Below are 15,467 nucleotides of genomic sequence, written 5' to 3' on the forward strand. Positions count from 1 at the left end.
CCGAGATCATCCTGGCCTGCATCGTCCTGCACCTCAGGTGAAGATCCACAGGACACGCCCTAGGAACTCCCGCACCGCGTGCAGGTAGCCGTCGGGGTCGTCGACGTGCGGGATGTGGCCCGCGTTGTCGAGCACCACGGCGCGTGCGCGCGGGATCAGGTCGAGCGACGGCTCGACCAGGCTGACTGGGAACGTCATGTCGTGGCGGCCGCGCAGCAGGAGCACCGGGATGTCGAGCGCGGCGATGCGCTGAGCGGCGTCGGGAAGCCGTGGCGTGGCCCGGGGTCTCGGCCTGGAGTTGCCGCAGCCACTCGATGCCGAACCGGACGTCCTCTGGCCGCCGCAGGTAGCTGGGCATCGCCGTCCGTGCCGCACGGTGGCGGCAGCGAGCCGACGCGCGGTCCGCGGTCCGAGGTCGCGGTCCGCGGGCGCGGGCGCGGGCGCGGGCGCGGGCTGCGGGCTGCGGGCTGCGCATGGTCCCCGGCGTCAGGTTCTCCGCGGGGTCACAATCTTCCGGGGCGCTCCCGGTCCGCACCGCGCTGTGTCTAGTTCTCCGCCGGCGTCCGATGGCACCGACAGTGTGTCGGCACGATCACGCCGCACACGCCGGTGGGCGAACGATCGCTGCTCCCCGTGACGGCGTGCCGGGCGCACACATGTCCAGTCCCGTTCCCACGCGCGCGACGCCGTCTCGGGCACATTCACGCGCCTGCCGTCCTGCCTGCGTCTGTCGTCCGGTGAGGACTCGGCCGTCCACCTGCCATCCGCTCTCGACATCCGTCGGTCCGCACACCCGCGCTCCGCATACTTGCGGGGGCGGTTGATCATGTAATCAGGACATCTACTAGACGGCGTCAGGCGTGAATCAGGACGAAGACCACCCGTTCGAGTGAGGCTGCGGGGGTGTTCCGCAGGTCAGCGACGGGTCGATCGAGCGGTAAAACCGGTGGACGCGCTGTGGTTTGCTGAGGGGGAAATGGAAGACGAAAGAATGATCCGCCTCTCGAAGCGGATGTCCAAGGCGCTCCGGCACCAGCCCGAGCGCGTCGGCCTCACCCTCGACCCCGCGGGCTGGGTGCCGGTGGCCGACCTCCTGAACGCGCTCGGCATCTCCGAGACCGACCTGCGCGAGGTCGTCGACCGCAACGACAAGAAGCGCTTCTCGATCGACGGCGACCGCATCCGCGCGAACCAGGGCCACAGCGTCGAGGTCGAACTGGGCCTGCCGGCGGCGACACCGCCGGACCAGCTGTTCCACGGGACGGTCGCGCAGTTCCTCGACGACATCATGCGGGAGGGGTTGCGGCCCATGTCACGCCACGACGTGCACCTGTCCCCCGACCGCGAGACCGCTCGGCGCGTCGGGTCACGGAGGGGACGCCCGTTGATCCTGACCGTCGACGCCAAGGCGATGCACGCGGACGGGCACGAGTTCCGGTTGAGCGCCAACGGGGTGTGGCTCGCGCAGCACGTTCCCGCGCGCTATCTGGAGACGGCGTGAAGCGGACCGTCGAGGACGGCTACGACGCCATCGCGCAGCGGTACCTCGACTGGTCCGCGCGGATCGCAGACGACCCCCGGTCGCGCTACCTCGCCGAGTTCGACGAGCGGCTGCCCGACGGGGCGAAGGTGCTCGAACTCGGTTGTGGCGCAGGCGTTCCCTGCACGAGGAAGCTCGCCGAACGGCACGACGTCCTCGGTGTCGACCTGTCGCAGAAGCAGGTCGACCTCGCCCGTGCGAACGTGCCGGGTGCGCGGTTCGAGAAGGCCGACATGACCGTCCTCGACTTTCCCGCGGGCGAGTTCGACGGCGTCGCGGCCTTCTACTCGATCCTGCACGTGCCCCGCGCCGAGCAGCCCGCGCTCCTCGCGCGGATCGCGCGCTGGCTGAAGCCCGGCGGCCTGTTCCTGGCCTCGCTCGGCGTCGGCACGCCGGACGTCACCGAGACGTGGCTCGGCGTGGAGATGTTCTTCGGCAGCAACACCCCCGCCGAGAACCGCGAGTTCCTCGGGCGGCACCTGGAGGTCGTCGTCGACGACCTGGTGACCATGCACGAGCCGGACCCGGCGACGTTCCACTGGGTGCTGGCCCGCAAGGGCTAGATCAGCCAGAGAACGGCGCCGCCGACCGCCACGAGGGTGAGCACCAGCAGGATGATCGCCAGGACCTTGGCGGTCTTCCACGTGGTGTAGACGCCACCGGCCAGGAAGCCCGCGAGGGCCAGCAGGCCGATGACGACGACTTCCTTCGGCATCAGAGCACGCCCTTGGTCGACGGGATGCCGCCGACGCGGGGGTCGGGCTCGGTGGCCACGCGCAGCGCACGCGCGATGGCCTTGTACTCGGCCTCGGCGATGTGGTGCGGGTCGCGGCCGTACTCGACGCGCACGTGCAGCGCGATCTGGGCGTGGAACGCCAACGACTCGAAGACGTGCCTGTTGAGCACGAACGGGTAGTTGCCGCCGATCACGAAGCTGTTGAACTGCTCCGGCTCGCCCTTGTGCACGGTGTACGGGCGGCCCGAGACGTCGACCGCGGCGTGCGCGAGCGTCTCGTCCATGGGGATCCAGCAGTCGCCGAAGCGGCGGATGCCCTTCTTGTCCCCCAGCGCTTCCCGCAGCGCCTGGCCCAGCACGATCGCGATGTCCTCGACCGAGTGGTGGGCGTCGATGTGCGTGTCACCGGTCGCGCGGACGATCAGGTCGAAGCTGCCGTGCACACCGAACGCGGTGAGCATGTGGTCGTAGAACGGCACGCCCGTGTTGATCTCCACCTGGCCGGTGCCGTCCAGGTCGATCTCCACGTAGACCGACGACTCCCTGGTGGTGCGCTCCACCTTGCCGACACGGCTCACCGGCTGACCTCCTTGCTGGCCGCGAGGAAAGCGTCGTTCTCCTCGGGCGTTCCGATGGTCACCCGCAGGTGACCCGCGATTCCGACGTCCCTGATGAGCACGCCGTGGTCCAGATAGGACTTCCAGGTCTCCCGTGCGTTCTCGAACCAGCCGAACAGCACGAAGTTCGCGTCCGAGGGCACGACCTCGAAGCCCAGCGCCGCCAGCTCGGCGGACACCCGATCCCGTTCCGCCGCCAGCTTCGCCACGGAGCCCAGCGTCTCCGCGGCGTGGCGCAGCGAGGCGCGCGCGGCGGCCTGCGTCAGCGCCGACAGGTGGTACGGCAGGCGCACCAGCTGCAGGGCGTCCACCACGGCCGGGGCGGCCGCGAGGTAGCCGAGGCGGCCGCCGGCGAACGCGAAGGCCTTCGACATCGTGCGCGAGACGATCAGGCGCGAGCCGAACTCGTCGAGCAGCTTGATCGCGCTCTCCTGCGGGGAGAACTCCGCGTACGCCTCGTCGACCACGATCACGCCCGTGGTGGACTCGATCAGCAGCCGCAGGTCATCGAGCGGGATCGACTGGCCCGTCGGGTTGTTCGGCGACGTCACGAAGACGATGTCCGGCCGCGTCTCGGAGATCACCGAGACGGCCTTCTCCACGTCGAGCGAGAAGTCGGCACGGCGCGGGGTCGGCGACCACTCGGTGCGGGTGCCGGCCGCGATGATCGGGTGCATCGAGTACGACGGCTCGAAGCCCAGCGCCACCCGGCCCGGCCCGCCGAACGCCTGCATGACCTGCTGGAGGATCTCGTTGGAACCGTTGGCGGCCCAGAGGTTCTCCGCCGTCAGCGGGACCGACGTCGCCTCGGCCAGGTACGCCGCCAGGTCCTCGCGCAACGCCACCGCGTCGCGGTCCGGGTACCTGTGCAGCTCGTCGGCGATCTCGGCGACCGCCGCGACGACGTCCGCCGCGAGGGCGTCCGTCGGCGCGTACGGGTTCTCGTTGGTGTTCAGGCGATAAGGGACGTCGAGCTGCGGCGCGCCGTAGGGCGTGCGGCCGCGCAAGTCCTCGCGCAGGGGCAGGTCGGACAGCTCCACCCGTGCGCCCACGACCGGCTTCATCGGGAGAACCTCGCCGTGACGGCCTGCCCGTGCGCGGGCAGGTCTTCGGCGTTGGCGAGCGCGACGACCTTGTCGGCCACCTCGCGCAGCGCCTCCTCGGAGTAGTCGATCACGTGGATGCCGCGCAGGAACGTCTGCACGGACAGCCCGGACGAGTGCCGCGCGCAGCCACCGGTCGGCAGCACGTGGTTCGAGCCCGCGCAGTAGTCGCCGAGCGACACCGGCGCGTAGGCACCGACGAAGATCGCGCCGGCGGACCGGATCCGCTCCGCCACCGCACGCGCGTCGCGCGTCTGGATCTCCAGGTGCTCGGCGGCGTACGCGTCGACGACCCGGACGCCTTCGTCCACAGAGGACACCAGCACGACGCCGGACTGCTTGCCGGCCAGCGCGGTGCGGATCCGCTCGGTGTGCTTGGTCGCACCGATCTGGCGCTCCAGCTCGACGTCGACCGCGTCCGCCAGCTCGTCCGAGTCCGTCACCAGGACGGAGGCGGCGAGCGGGTCGTGCTCGGCCTGGGAGATCAGGTCGGCGGCCACGTGCACGGCGTCGGCCGACGAGTCGGCGAGGATCGCGATCTCGGTCGGGCCCGCCTCGGAGTCGATGCCGACCAGGCCGCGCAGCAGGCGCTTGGCCGCCGTCACGTAGATGTTGCCGGGGCCGGTGATGATGTCGACCGGGGCCAGTTCGGCGCCGTCGGTGTCCACGCCGCCGTGCGCCAGCAGCGCGATGGCCTGGGCGCCACCGACGGCCCACACCTCGTCGACGCCGAGCAGCGCGGCGGCGGCCAGGATGGTCGGGTGCGGCAGGCCGCCGAACTCCGCCTGCGGCGGCGAGGCCACGACCAGCGACTCGACGCCGGCGATCTGGGCGGGCACGACGTTCATGACGACCGTCGACGGGTAGACCGCGAGGCCGCCGGGCGCGTAGAGACCGACGCGCGCGACCGGCACCCACTTCTCCGTGACGGTGCCGCCGGGGACCACCTGGGTCGTGGTGTCGACGCGATTCTGGTCGGCGTGCACGCGCCGGGTGCGGGCGATGACCTCTTCCAGGGCCTCGCGCACGGCTGGGTCCAACGAGGACAAAGCGGACGAGATCTCCGAAGCGGGCACACGGACAGAAGCCGGACGAACCTGGTCGAACTTCTCCGTGTACTCCAGAGCGGCCTCGACGCCGCGCTCCGCGATCGCGTCCACCATGGGACGCACGTGATGCAGAACCGCGTCCACGTCCACCTCGGCGCGCGGCACGATGGCGCGCAACTGAGCGGGGGTCGTGGTGCGACCTCGCAGGTCGATGCGGTTCAGCATGTCTGACAGCCTAGTTCCTGCGGAAATCTGTCAACGGTCAGCCCGCTATCGGCGCTACTCAGCCCGTGACGCCCCGGCCACGCTCGGTCGAGCACCACTCCGTCGCAACCCCTGCTGATGATGGAGAACCCATGTTCACCAAACGCCGCGGCAAGATCGCCGCAGTGCTCGCCATCTGCCTGCCCGTGCTGGTCGCGGGCATGGCGGCCCCCAGCAACGCCGACTCCGGCCGGTACCTGCTGGAGGTCACGGCCAACACCTCCGCCGAACGCACCCAGATCGCCCAGATCGGCGTGGACGTGCTCGGCGCGACGAAGCTCACCACGATCTCGGTCGTCGCGGACAAGGCGCAGTACCGGGCCCTGCAGGCCACCGGACTGCCGCTCAAGTACGTCGGCGACTTCGAGCAGCAGCTCAAGAGCCTCGGCAAGGTCGACTTCACGGACCCGAAGCCGGGCCAGATCGGCACGCAGGACTTCCCGTCCGGCTACGCGGGCTACCACAACTACGCCGAGATGACGGCGGAGCTGCAGCAGACCGTCCGCGACCACCCGGCGCTCGCGAGCCTGCGCAGCATCGGCAAGAGCTACCAGAACCGGGACATCTGGGCGCTCAAGGTCAGCGACAACGTCGCGACCGACGAGAGCGAGCCGGAGGTGATCTTCACGTGCAACCAGCACGCGCGTGAGCACCTGACCGTCGAGCAGTGCCTGCAGATCATCAAGCGGTACACCGACAACTACGCCAACTCCGCGATCAAGAACCTCGTGGACACGCGCGAGGTCTGGTTCGTCCCGATGGTCAACCCGGACGGCGTCGAGTACGACATCGCCACCGGGTCGTTCCGCGGCTGGCGCAAGAACCGCCAGGGCAACGGCACCGACCTGAACCGCAACTGGGGCTTCAAGTGGGGCTGCTGCGGCGGTTCCAGCGGCTCCAGCACGTCGGACACCTACCGCGGCACGGCGGCGTTCTCCGCTCCGGAGACCACCGTCATCAAGAACTTCGTGGACTCGCGCGTCATCGGTGGCGTCCAGCAGATCAAGACGAACATCGACTTCCACTCGTTCTCGGAGCTCGTGCTGTGGCCGTTCGGCTACACCACCGCGAACACCGCGCCGGGCCTGGACGCGACCGAGGAGCGGGCGTTCCGCACGCTCGGCCAGCAGATGGCCGCCACCAACGGCTACACGCCGGAGCAGGCGAGCGACCTGTACATCACCGACGGCAGCATCGACGACTGGATGTGGGGCCAGCACAAGATCTGGTCGTACACCTTCGAGATGTACCCGAGCAGCGGCGGCCTCAACGGCTTCTACCCGCGTGACACGGTCATCGCGGCGCAGACGAGCCGCAACGACCGCGCCGTCGACCTGTTCGTCGGCTACTCGGACTGCGTGAAGCGCGTCATCAACGTGAGCTGCTGACGCGGTCCAGCGCCTGATCGATCTCCTCCGGGGTGACGAAGTAGTGCGGGGACGCCCGCACTACTTCGTCCAGGCCCCGCCGCGTCATGTCGATCAGCGTCGACCCCCGGTGCGACACCGTCACGGCGACGTTCCGCTGCCACAGCCGGTCTTTCAGCTCCGTCGCCGGAACGCGGTCCGACGTGAAGGTGACGATGCCCGACTGGCGCTCGCCGAGGTCGCGCACGGTGATGCCGGGAATGGACCGGAGCCCTTCGCGCAAGCGCTTGGCGCGGTCGGCGACCTCGGCCTCGATCACGGCGAGCCCCTTGTCCAGGGCGTACCGCGCGGCCGCGATCATGCCGAGCCGGTCGGCGACGCCGCACTCCCACAGCTCGAACACGCGAGCGTCGTCGCGCAGCCGGTACTCCGCCGGCCCCGTCCACTCGCCGCTGTGCAGGTCCACCAGGCGCGGGTGGAGCTTCTCCCGCACCTCGTCGCGCACGACCAGGGCGCCGGTGCCGCGCGGACCTCGCAGCCACTTGCGCCCGGTGCACGCGAGCATGTCGTAGTCGAGCCCGCGCAGGTCGAGCTGACCGGTCGACTGGCAGGCGTCGAGCAGCACCAGCGCGCCGACCTCACGAGCCGCCGCTGTGATGTCGTTCACCGGGTTGACCAGGCCGCCGTTCGTCGGCACGTGCACGAGCGAGATCAGCTTGACTCGGTTGTCAAGGTTCAGGGCGTCGAGATCGACCTGTCCGTGGATGTCGGAAGGCATGACTTCGACGACCGCCCCGGACTCCGCCGCACGACGCAGGACCGGGATCGCGTTGCCAGCGTATTCGACCTCGGTGACGAGAATTCTGTCCCCGGCCACCAGGGGCACCGCGTCGAACGCCGCCAGCCAAGATCGAGTTGCACTGTCCGTGAAGGCGACCTCGGACGGCTGACACCCGAAGAGGTCGGCGAGAACGCCGTAGCCCGCTTCCAGGTCATCGCGGCGTTCCGCTGCCGCGCGGTAGCCGCCGATCTCCGTTTCCCGCTTCAGATGGCCGATGACCTCGTCCACGACCGGAGCGGGAGGGATCGAGGAACCGGCGCTGTCCAAGAAGATCAGATCGCTCACCCCCACCACTGTGCCACCATCGAGTACATGGGGGATCGCTCGTTCGGGTACAGCGCTCAGGTGCGGCCGTTCCTGTGGGTCTTCCTGGTGGTGACGCCACTGGAGATCCTGCTCGTGGAGCTGCTCGTGCCGTGGTACTGGCTGCGGGCCGTGCTGCTCGTGCTCGGGTTGCTCAGCGCGTTGCTGCTCGCGTGGCAGCTCTGGATGCTCCACAGGTTCGAACACTCGGTGGACGCCGAGCACCTGTGCCTGCGGTACGCGCGTGAGTTCGAGTACAGGATTCCGTTGGCGGCCATCGAAACCGTGACGCAGGGCATGACGAGCCAGGCGGACAACAAGACCCGGTCCGTTGTGGACGGCACGCTCGTGCTGACGATCTCCCACTCCACCAACGTCTCGCTGCTCCTCAACGAACCGCAGCGGATCGACCTGGGCCGGCGCGGGGCGCACGACGTGACGAAGGTCCAGTTCTGGACCGACGACCCCGACGGCATGGTTCGCGCGCTGCGAAAATAGGCTCATCGCCATGGTGGAGATCCCCTACGGCAAGCGCATGAAGCCGCGGTACGTGCGGTTCCTGATCATCACGGCGGTCGGGATCGCGCTGGTCGCGTTCGGCCTGGACATCCCGTGGCTGCTCATCACGCTGATCGTCCTGGGTGTGCTGAACGCCGTCGTGTGCGTGGGCGCTCTCTACGTGCTGACCAAGCAGCCGCACACCGTCTCCGACGACGAGCTGCGGCTGCGCCAGCTGGGGTTCTTCGACTGGCGCCTGCCGACCGCGGACCTCGGCGCGGCCCAGGTCGCCGAGCGCAGCCACAAGGGTCAGCGCAGCGTCGAGGTGATCGGCGACGCCCTGGTCATCCAGTCGCTGACCAAGACTAACGTGACCGTGCCGTTCCACGAGCCACAGCTCGTCAACCTCGGCAAGACGGGCGTGCAGCGGGTCGAGCGCGTCGAGTTCTGGGCGGACGACCCGGAGCGCGCCGTCCGCGAGATCAACGCCAGGACTACTTAGGTTCCCACTTCTCGAGGTTCCACCACGGGCCCCAGGCCAGCGCGCCGTAGGAGTTCGGGTCGACCACGGGCTGGTAGCCGTTCCACGAGTCGCGCATCACGTACGCGTGCTCGGGGAAGACCAGCACCGCCATCGACGGCGCGGCGACGAACGCCTGCTGGAAGAGCTTGTACGCCACGGCCCGCTGCGCCGGGTCGTTGAGCTTGCGGCCGTTCTCGAGCGCGGCGTCGGCGGCGGGACTGCCCTGGCCGCGCAGGTCGTAGAGCATCAGGTCCGGGTCGAACGGCGAGCCCTCGCCGTAGAGCAGCGCGTCCTGGGCCATGCGCGGCCGGATCGCCTCCCACGACAGGCCCGCGAGCTGCACGTCCACGCCCACGGCCTTGGCGTCGGCCGCGAACGCCGTGGCGAGGTCCGCGCGCAGGTCGTCGCCCAGCGGGTACATCAGCGTGAAGCGGGCCGGGACGCCCTCGCGGGCCCGGATGCCGTCCGCGCCGGGGACCCAGCCGCCCACGTCGAGCAGCCGCGCCGCCTCCGCCTTGTCGAAGCGGAACTTCGCGGTCGGGTCGAACTCCTCGGCGAGCGCGTCCGGCACCGGCGTGTAGGCGATGGTGCCCTTGCCCTCGAGCAGGCTGTCGCTCATGCCCTGGCGGTTCGCGGCGAAGTTGAGCGCGAGGCGGACGGAGGCGTTGCCGGTGACCGGGTTGGCCGCGGGCAGTCGCACGGCGCGGTAGTCGGCGCTGCGGTGGTACTGGATGTTCAGGCCCGACCTGGCCTCGAACGAGGCCGCGATCTTGGGCGGCAGCACCGTGCCGTCGAACTCGCCGTCCTGCATGCGGCGGGCGCGCTGGTTGTCGTCGGTGACGAAGACGACCGTCACCTTCTTGACCTTGGGCGCGCCGCCGAAGTAGCCGTCGTTGGCCTCCAGCAGCAGCCGGTCGCCCTTCTTCCACTCGGACACCTGGTACGGGCCGGTGCCGACTGGCTTCCCGTCCGGGTTCGCCTGCTCGCTGGGGAGCACGCCGAGCACGAGCAGGTGCGGGAACGCGGCGTGCACCTGCGTGAGGGTGAAGCGGACCGTCGACGGGTCGAGCTGCTCGACGCTCTTGAGGGTGCTGAACCGCTCCTTGACCGACGTCTGCAGCGCCGCGGTGTAGGTCGCGACGACGTCCTCGGCGCCGAACGTGGTGCCGTCGGTGAACTTCACGTCGCCGCGCAGCTTGACCGTCCAGCTCAGCCCGTCCGCCGCCGGCTCCGGCAGGTCGGCCGCGAGCTGCGGGGTCAGCGACCCGTCCTGGCGGTGCTCGACGAGGCCGTCGTAGATCTTCGACACGCCCTGCGCGCCGTAGCCGAGCAGCGGGTTCAGCGTCGTGGGCTCGTCGCGGTCGGCCAGCACGATCGACGTGCCGTTCGTCCCACCGTCCGGGCGGGGTGCGGCGGTCTCGGTGCAGCCCGCGACGGCCAGCAACACGACTAGGAGCAGTGGGGAACGCACGAGTCGGACCCTACAGTGACTGCCATGCGCATCGCCGTGAGTCAGATCAGCTCGACCACCGATCCCCGTTCCAACCTGGAGCTGGTCCGGGACGCGGTGCGCCGGGCGGAGGGCGCGCGGGTCGTGGTGCTGCCCGAGGCGACGATGTGCCGTTTCGGCGTGCCCCTCGGGCCTGTCGCGGAGCCGTTGGACGGGCCATGGGCATCGGCGGTGCACGAGATCGCGGTGCAGCACGACGTGGTGGTCGTGGCCGGGATGTTCACGCCTTCCGGTGACCGGGTGGCGAACACGTTGCTCGTGACCGGGCCTGATCTGCACGTCGGGTACGACAAGATCCACCTGTTCGACGCGTTCGGGTTCCAGGAGTCGCGGACGGTCGTGCACGGGGAATCACCCGTGGTCTTCGAGGTGGACGGGGTCACCCTGGGCGTCGCCACCTGTTACGACATCCGCTTTCCCGAGTTGTTCCGCGCGCTGGCCGATCTCGGGGCGTCCGCCGTGCTCGTCGGAGCGTCGTGGGGCGCGGGGGCGGGCAAGAAGGATCAGTGGGAGCTGTTGGTGCGGGCTCGGGCCTTGGACTGCACTTCGTACGTCGTGGCGTGCGGGCAGGCGTATCCCGGGGATCTCGGGGTCGTGGCGCCCACCGGGATCGGGTTCTCGACCGTCGCGGACCCGTTCGGGAAGGTCGTGGCGCAGTTGCCGGAGCAGGTGTCCGACACCGTGGTCGACCTGGACTTCGACGTGGTGGCTCGGGCCCGTGAGGTGTTGCCGGTGCTGGCGAACCGGCGCTTGACCTCCAGTTAGGTCTAGGCCACAGGATCGTGGACATGACTCTTCCCGAACTGCCCGCGTTCGTCCGGGGCCGCGACGAACTCGACGGTTTCACGCTCTACCGCACTGGTGGGATGACGTCCGACAGCCGGTCTGTGGGATGCGTTGTGCTGGTCACGATCGACACGGACGACGAGGCGACCGCACGGGCATGGGTCGACTCGGTGTTCGTGGCTCTCGCGAGCGACCCGAACCCGCATCCCGGCGGGATTTCCGCCGCCTTCCACATCAGGGAGGACGGCCGGCAGGTCGTCAACTACGCGGAGTGGGTCAGTGCGCAGGACCACGTCGACGCGCTGTCGGACGGCAACGGGGTCGGCTCGAAGACGGCCGACTGGCGCCGGGTGCAGAACTTCCCCGGCGCCCGCGGGGTCGGTGTCGAGCGTTACCGGCCGCCGCTGGCGCAGGTCCGGTGAGATTGGTCAGCCGGGGGATGGGTGGCTGGCCTCCGAGGGCGGAGTGAACTCGGTGGTGATTGTAGAAATGCCGGTGACTCGGTCGATGCGGGACAGGCGGTTGATCCGGCAGCGCACCAGTACCGCGTGCACTGTCGAGGCCGCTAGACCCAGCCGGCCGCCGATCTGCACGGGCCCGAGCCGGTGGCGCCGGCGCAGCGTCACGGTCTGCCGCACCAGCGGTTCGGGCGTCTTGGCGCGGCTGTGGTGTGGACGCGAGCTGCGGTCGGCCATCCCGGCTTCGCCCTCGAGTCAGTGCCGCGTCAGGGTGGGACACGAAGGCCTCCAGGTGGTGAAGCGGCTCCTGGACAGCTCCACTTCACATCCAGAGGCCTTCACTGTCTTCACGACAAGCCGTCACCCGCCCAAACCGGAACAACGTCCCTGGACATCACAGCTAGCGCAGGTCCAGGCCGAGGTCGAGTGACGGGCTGGAGTGCGTGAGACCGCCCACCGCGAGGTAGTCCACACCGGTCTCGGCGTACGCGCGCGCCACGTCCAGCGTGAGCCCGCCGGACGCCTCCAGCTTCACGCCGTCCGGACGCCGCCTCACGGCCCGGGCGCACTGCTCGGGCGTGAAGTTGTCCAGCAGCACCAGTTCCGCGCCCTCGGCCAGCGCCTCGTCGAGCTGCTCCAGGCTGTCGACCTCGACCTCCATCAGCAGATCGGGCGCGTGTGCGCGGGCGGCGCGGATGGCGGCGCCGACGGAACCGGCCGCGGCGACGTGGTTGTCCTTGATGAGGATCGCGTCGCCGAGGCCCATGCGGTGGTTCACGCCGCCGCCCGCGCGGACCGCGTACTTCTGCAGCAAGCGCAGGCCCGGCAACGTCTTGCGGGAGTCGCGGACGGCGGCGCCGGTGCCTTCGATCGCGGTGACCCAGCGGGCTGTCTGGGTGGCGATGCCCGACAGGTGGCAGATCAGGTTCAGGGCCGTGCGTTCGACGGTGAGCAGGCCGCGGGTCGGGCCGGTCAGGACCAGGGCCGGCTCGCCGGGGACGGCCTTGGAGCCGTCCTCGGCCTCGGAGACCACCTCGATCTCGGGCAGGTAGCGCTGGAAAGCCGTGCGGGCCACGGAAACGCCGCAGAGCACGCCTGATGCGCGTGGTGTGATCTCGGCGGTGGCAACGGCCTTCTCGGGCACGGTCGCCAGCGTCGTAGCGTCGAGGCCGTAGCGCAGGTCTTCTTCCAGCGCGAGCTGGATGACCCGGTTCGCGTCGTCCCAGTCGATGGTGGTCATGCGACACCTTCTGCGAGAACGGGATCGGCCAGCACGGGCTGGCCGGTCGGGGTGAGCCGGACGAGCTGGCTGCGCTGCCACGCCTCAGAACGCTCCGTGCAGTCCGTGCGGACGTGGCAGCCGCGTGACTCGGTGCGTTGCTGTGCCGCCGCGATCAGGGCGCGGGCGGCCGTGGTCAGTGCCGCGTCCTCGACCAGTTCGCGCGACTCCAGCTGCTTGTCCACAGTGGACACGTCGAGCACCGAGCCGACGACGGCCAGGCCCTCCGCGTCGCGGCCGATGGCGGCGTAGCGGGACATCACGCGCTGGAGCAGGTCGCGGTCCGCGACCGGGGCGGTCGGCAGGACCGGGTCCACGGTCCGCGCGGGGGCGACCAGGCCGATGGCGAGGTCCGCCGCGACGGTCTCGGCGGCACGGGTGCCGCAGACCAGGCCTTCGAGCAAGCTGTTGGAGGCCAGGCGGTTCGCGCCGTGCAGGCCCGTGCGGGCGACCTCGCCGACCGCGTACAGGCCGGTCACGCCGGTGCGGCCGTCGACGGTGGACACCACGCCACCGCAGGCGAAGTGCGCCGCCGGGGCGACCGGGATCGGGTCCACGGCCGGGTCGACGCCCACCGAGACGCACGCCGAGTAGACGGTCGGGAAGCGGGTCTTCATGTCGTGCAACGCCGTCGCGTCCAGGAAGACGTGGTCGTCGACGCCGCCCGGCTCCAAGGCCATGTGCCGGGTGATCGCGGCCGCCACGACGTCGCGCGGGGCCAGGTCCTCCAGCGGGTGCACGCCCTTCATGACGCGGGCGCCCGTGGCGTCGACCAGCACGGCGCCTTCACCGCGCACGGCTTCCGTGACGAGCGGGCACCGGCCCCGTGCGCCGCGGCCCGTGTAGAGGACGGTCGGGTGGAACTGGATGAACTCGACGTCCGCGGCCAGGGCGCCGGCCCTGAGCGCGAGCGCCAGGCCGTCTCCCGTTGCCACGGAGGGGTTCGAGGTGGCCTGGTACATCTGGCCGAGGCCACCGGTCGCGAGCAGCACGGCGGGCGCGGTGAGCACACCGGGCACGCCGTTGCCGTCCAGCACCAGGAGTCCGGCCACCGCGCCGAGAGGTGTTTTGACCGCGTCGACCGCGACGTGGTTCTCCAGCAGGGGAACCCGTCCGTCCACAGTGGCCTTGAGCAACGCGCGTTCGACCTCGGCGCCCGTCGCGTCACCGCCGGCGTGCACGACGCGGAACGCGCTGTGGCCGCCTTCGCGGGTGCGTTCGAGCAGGCCGTCCGGCTTCGCGTCGAACACGGCACCGCGTTCGCGCAGCCGGGCGACGGCCGCGGGGCCGTCGGTGATGATCGCCGCGACGGCCATGTCGTCGCAGAGGCCCGCGCCCGCCGTCAGCGTGTCCTCGATGTGCCTCTGAACGGAGTCGCCGTCGTCGTGCTGGTCCTCCATGACGACGGCGACGCCGCCCTGAGCCCAGCGCGTGTTGCCGTCGTCCCCCGCGGCCTTCGTGACGACCAGGACCCGGAGTCCCAGCTCACGAGCCCGCAGCGCGGCAGTGAGACCCGCCACGCCCGTGCCGACCACGATCAGGTCGGCTCGCGCCTCCCAGCGCGCGGCCATCACTCACCGCCGCCGGGCTTGCCGATCTCGATCATGCGCTGGACCGCGCCCTGGGCGCGCTTGGCGGTCTCCAGGTCGACGTGCACCTCGTCCAGGCCGTCACGCACGCAGCGCAGCAACGCGGCCGGCGTGATCATCTTCATGTAGGTGCAGGACGCGCGGTCGTTGACGGCGCGGAAGTCGATCTCCGGGGCGGCCTTGCGCAGCTGGTGCAGCATGCCGACCTCGGTCGCGACGAGCACCTTCTTGGCGTTCGTGCTGCGGGCCGCGCTGATCATGTCGCCGGTCGAGAGGATCTTGACCTTCTCCGCCGGGACGATGCCCTCGCCGCTCAGGTAGAGCGCGCTGGTGGCGCACCCGCACTCGGGGTGGATGAACAGGTCGGCGTCCGGGTTCGCGGCGGCGCGCTCGGCCAGTTCGGGGCCGTTGATGCCGGCGTGCACGTGGCACTCGCCCGCCCAGATGTGCAGGTTCTCGCGGCCGGTCTCGCGCTTGACGTGCGCGCCCAGGAACTGGTCCGGGCAGAACAGCACCTCGCGGTCGGCCGGGATCGAGGCGACGACGTCGACGGCGTTCGAGGACGTGCAGCAGATGTCCGTCTCGGCCTTCACCTCGGCCGTGGTGTTCACGTAGGACACGACGATGGCGCCGGGGTGCTGCGCCTTCCACTCGCGCAGCTGCGCGCCGGTGATCGAGTCGGCGAGCGAGCAGCCCGCGCGCTCGTCCGGGATCAGCACGGTCTTCTGCGGCGCGAGGATCTTCGCGGTCTCGGCCATGAAGTGCACGCCGCAGAAGATGATGGTCTGCGCGTCGGACTGCGCGGCGATCCTGCTCAGCGCCAGGGAGTCGCCGGTGTGGTGCGCGATGTCCTGGATCTCGGGCAGCTGGTAGTTGTGCGCCAGGATGACGGCGTCGCGCTCCTCGGCGAGGCGCAGCACCTCGTCTCGCCACGCGGCGTTCGGCTCGACTCCGCCGTACACACCCGACGCGGTTCGCTCCACGGTTGCGGTAGCGACCATCAC

At 70.2% G+C, this 15,467-nt stretch carries 17 protein-coding genes and 1 pseudogene; 7 read left to right on the forward strand and 11 right to left on the reverse strand.

Going from position 1 to position 15,467, the window contains the following annotated elements; genetic code table 11:
• Positions 1-33 precede the first annotated feature (33 nt).
• On the reverse strand, positions 34-225 hold the full coding sequence (locus IE307_RS30410) for an alpha/beta fold hydrolase (RefSeq protein ID WP_191302835.1): 192 nt from the start codon (positions 223-225) through the stop codon (positions 34-36).
• Between the two features lie 751 nt (positions 226-976).
• Between IE307_RS30410 and IE307_RS30415 the strand changes: the two genes are divergently transcribed.
• A complete protein-coding gene (locus IE307_RS30415; protein WP_191302836.1) occupies positions 977-1,501 on the forward strand; it encodes an RNA 2'-phosphotransferase in 525 nt (174 codons plus the stop codon).
• Entirely contained in the window at positions 1,498-2,103 is a 606-nt protein-coding gene (locus tag IE307_RS30420) for a class I SAM-dependent methyltransferase (protein ID WP_191302837.1), read from the forward strand. The genes IE307_RS30415 and IE307_RS30420 overlap by 4 nt, the downstream gene beginning before the upstream one ends.
• Here IE307_RS30420 and IE307_RS30425 read toward each other — a convergent pair.
• The 4 genes from IE307_RS30425 to hisD are packed head-to-tail and all read right to left on the reverse strand — an operon-like array spanning position 2,100 to position 5,270.
• On the reverse strand, positions 2,100-2,255 hold the full coding sequence (locus IE307_RS30425) for a CG2302 family histidine operon protein (RefSeq protein WP_191302838.1): 156 nt from the start codon (positions 2,253-2,255) through the stop codon (positions 2,100-2,102). The two genes, IE307_RS30420 and IE307_RS30425, sit on opposite strands and share 4 nt — an antisense overlap.
• Positions 2,255-2,854, reverse strand: a complete 600-nt coding sequence (gene hisB / locus IE307_RS30430) for an imidazoleglycerol-phosphate dehydratase HisB (protein ID WP_191302839.1) — start codon at positions 2,852-2,854, stop codon at positions 2,255-2,257. Before hisB ends, IE307_RS30425 begins: the two co-directional genes overlap by 1 nt.
• On the reverse strand, positions 2,851-3,957 hold the full coding sequence (locus IE307_RS30435; RefSeq protein ID WP_191302840.1) for a histidinol-phosphate transaminase: 1,107 nt from the start codon (positions 3,955-3,957) through the stop codon (positions 2,851-2,853). Before IE307_RS30435 ends, hisB begins: the two co-directional genes overlap by 4 nt.
• The gene (hisD, locus tag IE307_RS30440; protein WP_191302841.1) at positions 3,954-5,270 is read right to left on the reverse strand and encodes a histidinol dehydrogenase; all 1,317 of its coding nucleotides are present in this window, start codon (positions 5,268-5,270) and stop codon (positions 3,954-3,956) included. Before hisD ends, IE307_RS30435 begins: the two co-directional genes overlap by 4 nt.
• 131 nt (positions 5,271-5,401) lie before the next feature.
• On the opposite strand from hisD, the gene IE307_RS30445 reads away from it, so the two are divergent.
• Positions 5,402-6,697, forward strand: a complete 1,296-nt coding sequence (locus tag IE307_RS30445) for a M14 family metallopeptidase (RefSeq protein WP_191302842.1) — start codon at positions 5,402-5,404, stop codon at positions 6,695-6,697.
• Here IE307_RS30445 and IE307_RS30450 read toward each other — a convergent pair.
• Positions 6,681-7,802 (reverse strand): aminotransferase class V-fold PLP-dependent enzyme, encoded by a 1,122-nt coding sequence (locus IE307_RS30450; protein WP_229905224.1) that lies wholly within the window; start codon positions 7,800-7,802, stop codon positions 6,681-6,683. The genes IE307_RS30445 and IE307_RS30450 overlap by 17 nt on opposite strands.
• A 27-nt stretch (positions 7,803-7,829) precedes the next feature.
• Between IE307_RS30450 and IE307_RS47015 the strand changes: the two genes are divergently transcribed.
• Positions 7,830-8,318: a hypothetical protein gene (locus IE307_RS47015; RefSeq protein ID WP_229905225.1), complete on the forward strand. Its 489-nt coding sequence runs from the start codon at positions 7,830-7,832 to the stop codon at positions 8,316-8,318.
• Between the two features lie 10 nt (positions 8,319-8,328).
• Positions 8,329-8,820: a hypothetical protein gene (locus IE307_RS30455; protein WP_191302844.1), complete on the forward strand. Its 492-nt coding sequence runs from the start codon at positions 8,329-8,331 to the stop codon at positions 8,818-8,820.
• Here the strand turns inward: IE307_RS30455 and IE307_RS30460 are convergent.
• On the reverse strand, positions 8,813-10,312 hold the full coding sequence (locus IE307_RS30460) for an ABC transporter substrate-binding protein (RefSeq protein ID WP_191302845.1): 1,500 nt from the start codon (positions 10,310-10,312) through the stop codon (positions 8,813-8,815). The two genes, IE307_RS30455 and IE307_RS30460, sit on opposite strands and share 8 nt — an antisense overlap.
• A gap of 24 nt (positions 10,313-10,336) precedes the next feature.
• On the opposite strand from IE307_RS30460, the gene IE307_RS30465 reads away from it, so the two are divergent.
• The gene (locus tag IE307_RS30465; protein WP_191302846.1) at positions 10,337-11,116 is read left to right on the forward strand and encodes a carbon-nitrogen hydrolase family protein; all 780 of its coding nucleotides are present in this window, start codon (positions 10,337-10,339) and stop codon (positions 11,114-11,116) included.
• 23 nt (positions 11,117-11,139) lie between these two features.
• Positions 11,140-11,559 carry an antibiotic biosynthesis monooxygenase gene (locus IE307_RS30470; protein ID WP_191302847.1) on the forward strand — a complete coding sequence of 140 codons (420 nt, stop codon included), beginning with the start codon at positions 11,140-11,142 and terminating at the stop codon, positions 11,557-11,559.
• 9 nt (positions 11,560-11,568) lie between these two features.
• Here IE307_RS30470 and IE307_RS30475 read toward each other — a convergent pair.
• The 4 genes and pseudogenes from IE307_RS30475 to nadA all read right to left on the reverse strand — a co-directional run.
• Positions 11,569-11,847, reverse strand: a pseudogene (locus tag IE307_RS30475) (IS481 family transposase); the annotation flags it as partial.
• A 148-nt stretch (positions 11,848-11,995) separates the two neighbouring features.
• Positions 11,996-12,835, reverse strand: a complete 840-nt coding sequence (gene nadC, locus IE307_RS30480) for a carboxylating nicotinate-nucleotide diphosphorylase (protein WP_191302849.1) — start codon at positions 12,833-12,835, stop codon at positions 11,996-11,998.
• Positions 12,832-14,445: an L-aspartate oxidase gene (locus tag IE307_RS30485; protein ID WP_191302850.1), complete on the reverse strand. Its 1,614-nt coding sequence runs from the start codon at positions 14,443-14,445 to the stop codon at positions 12,832-12,834. Before IE307_RS30485 ends, nadC begins: the two co-directional genes overlap by 4 nt.
• On the reverse strand, positions 14,445-15,464 hold the full coding sequence (gene nadA, locus IE307_RS30490; RefSeq protein ID WP_191302851.1) for a quinolinate synthase NadA: 1,020 nt from the start codon (positions 15,462-15,464) through the stop codon (positions 14,445-14,447). The genes IE307_RS30485 and nadA overlap by 1 nt, the downstream gene beginning before the upstream one ends.
• Positions 15,465-15,467 lie beyond the last annotated feature (3 nt).

The organism is Lentzea cavernae, assembly GCF_014653695.1.
In the GTDB taxonomy this organism is placed as follows: Bacteria; Actinomycetota; Actinomycetes; order Mycobacteriales; family Pseudonocardiaceae; genus Lentzea; species Lentzea cavernae.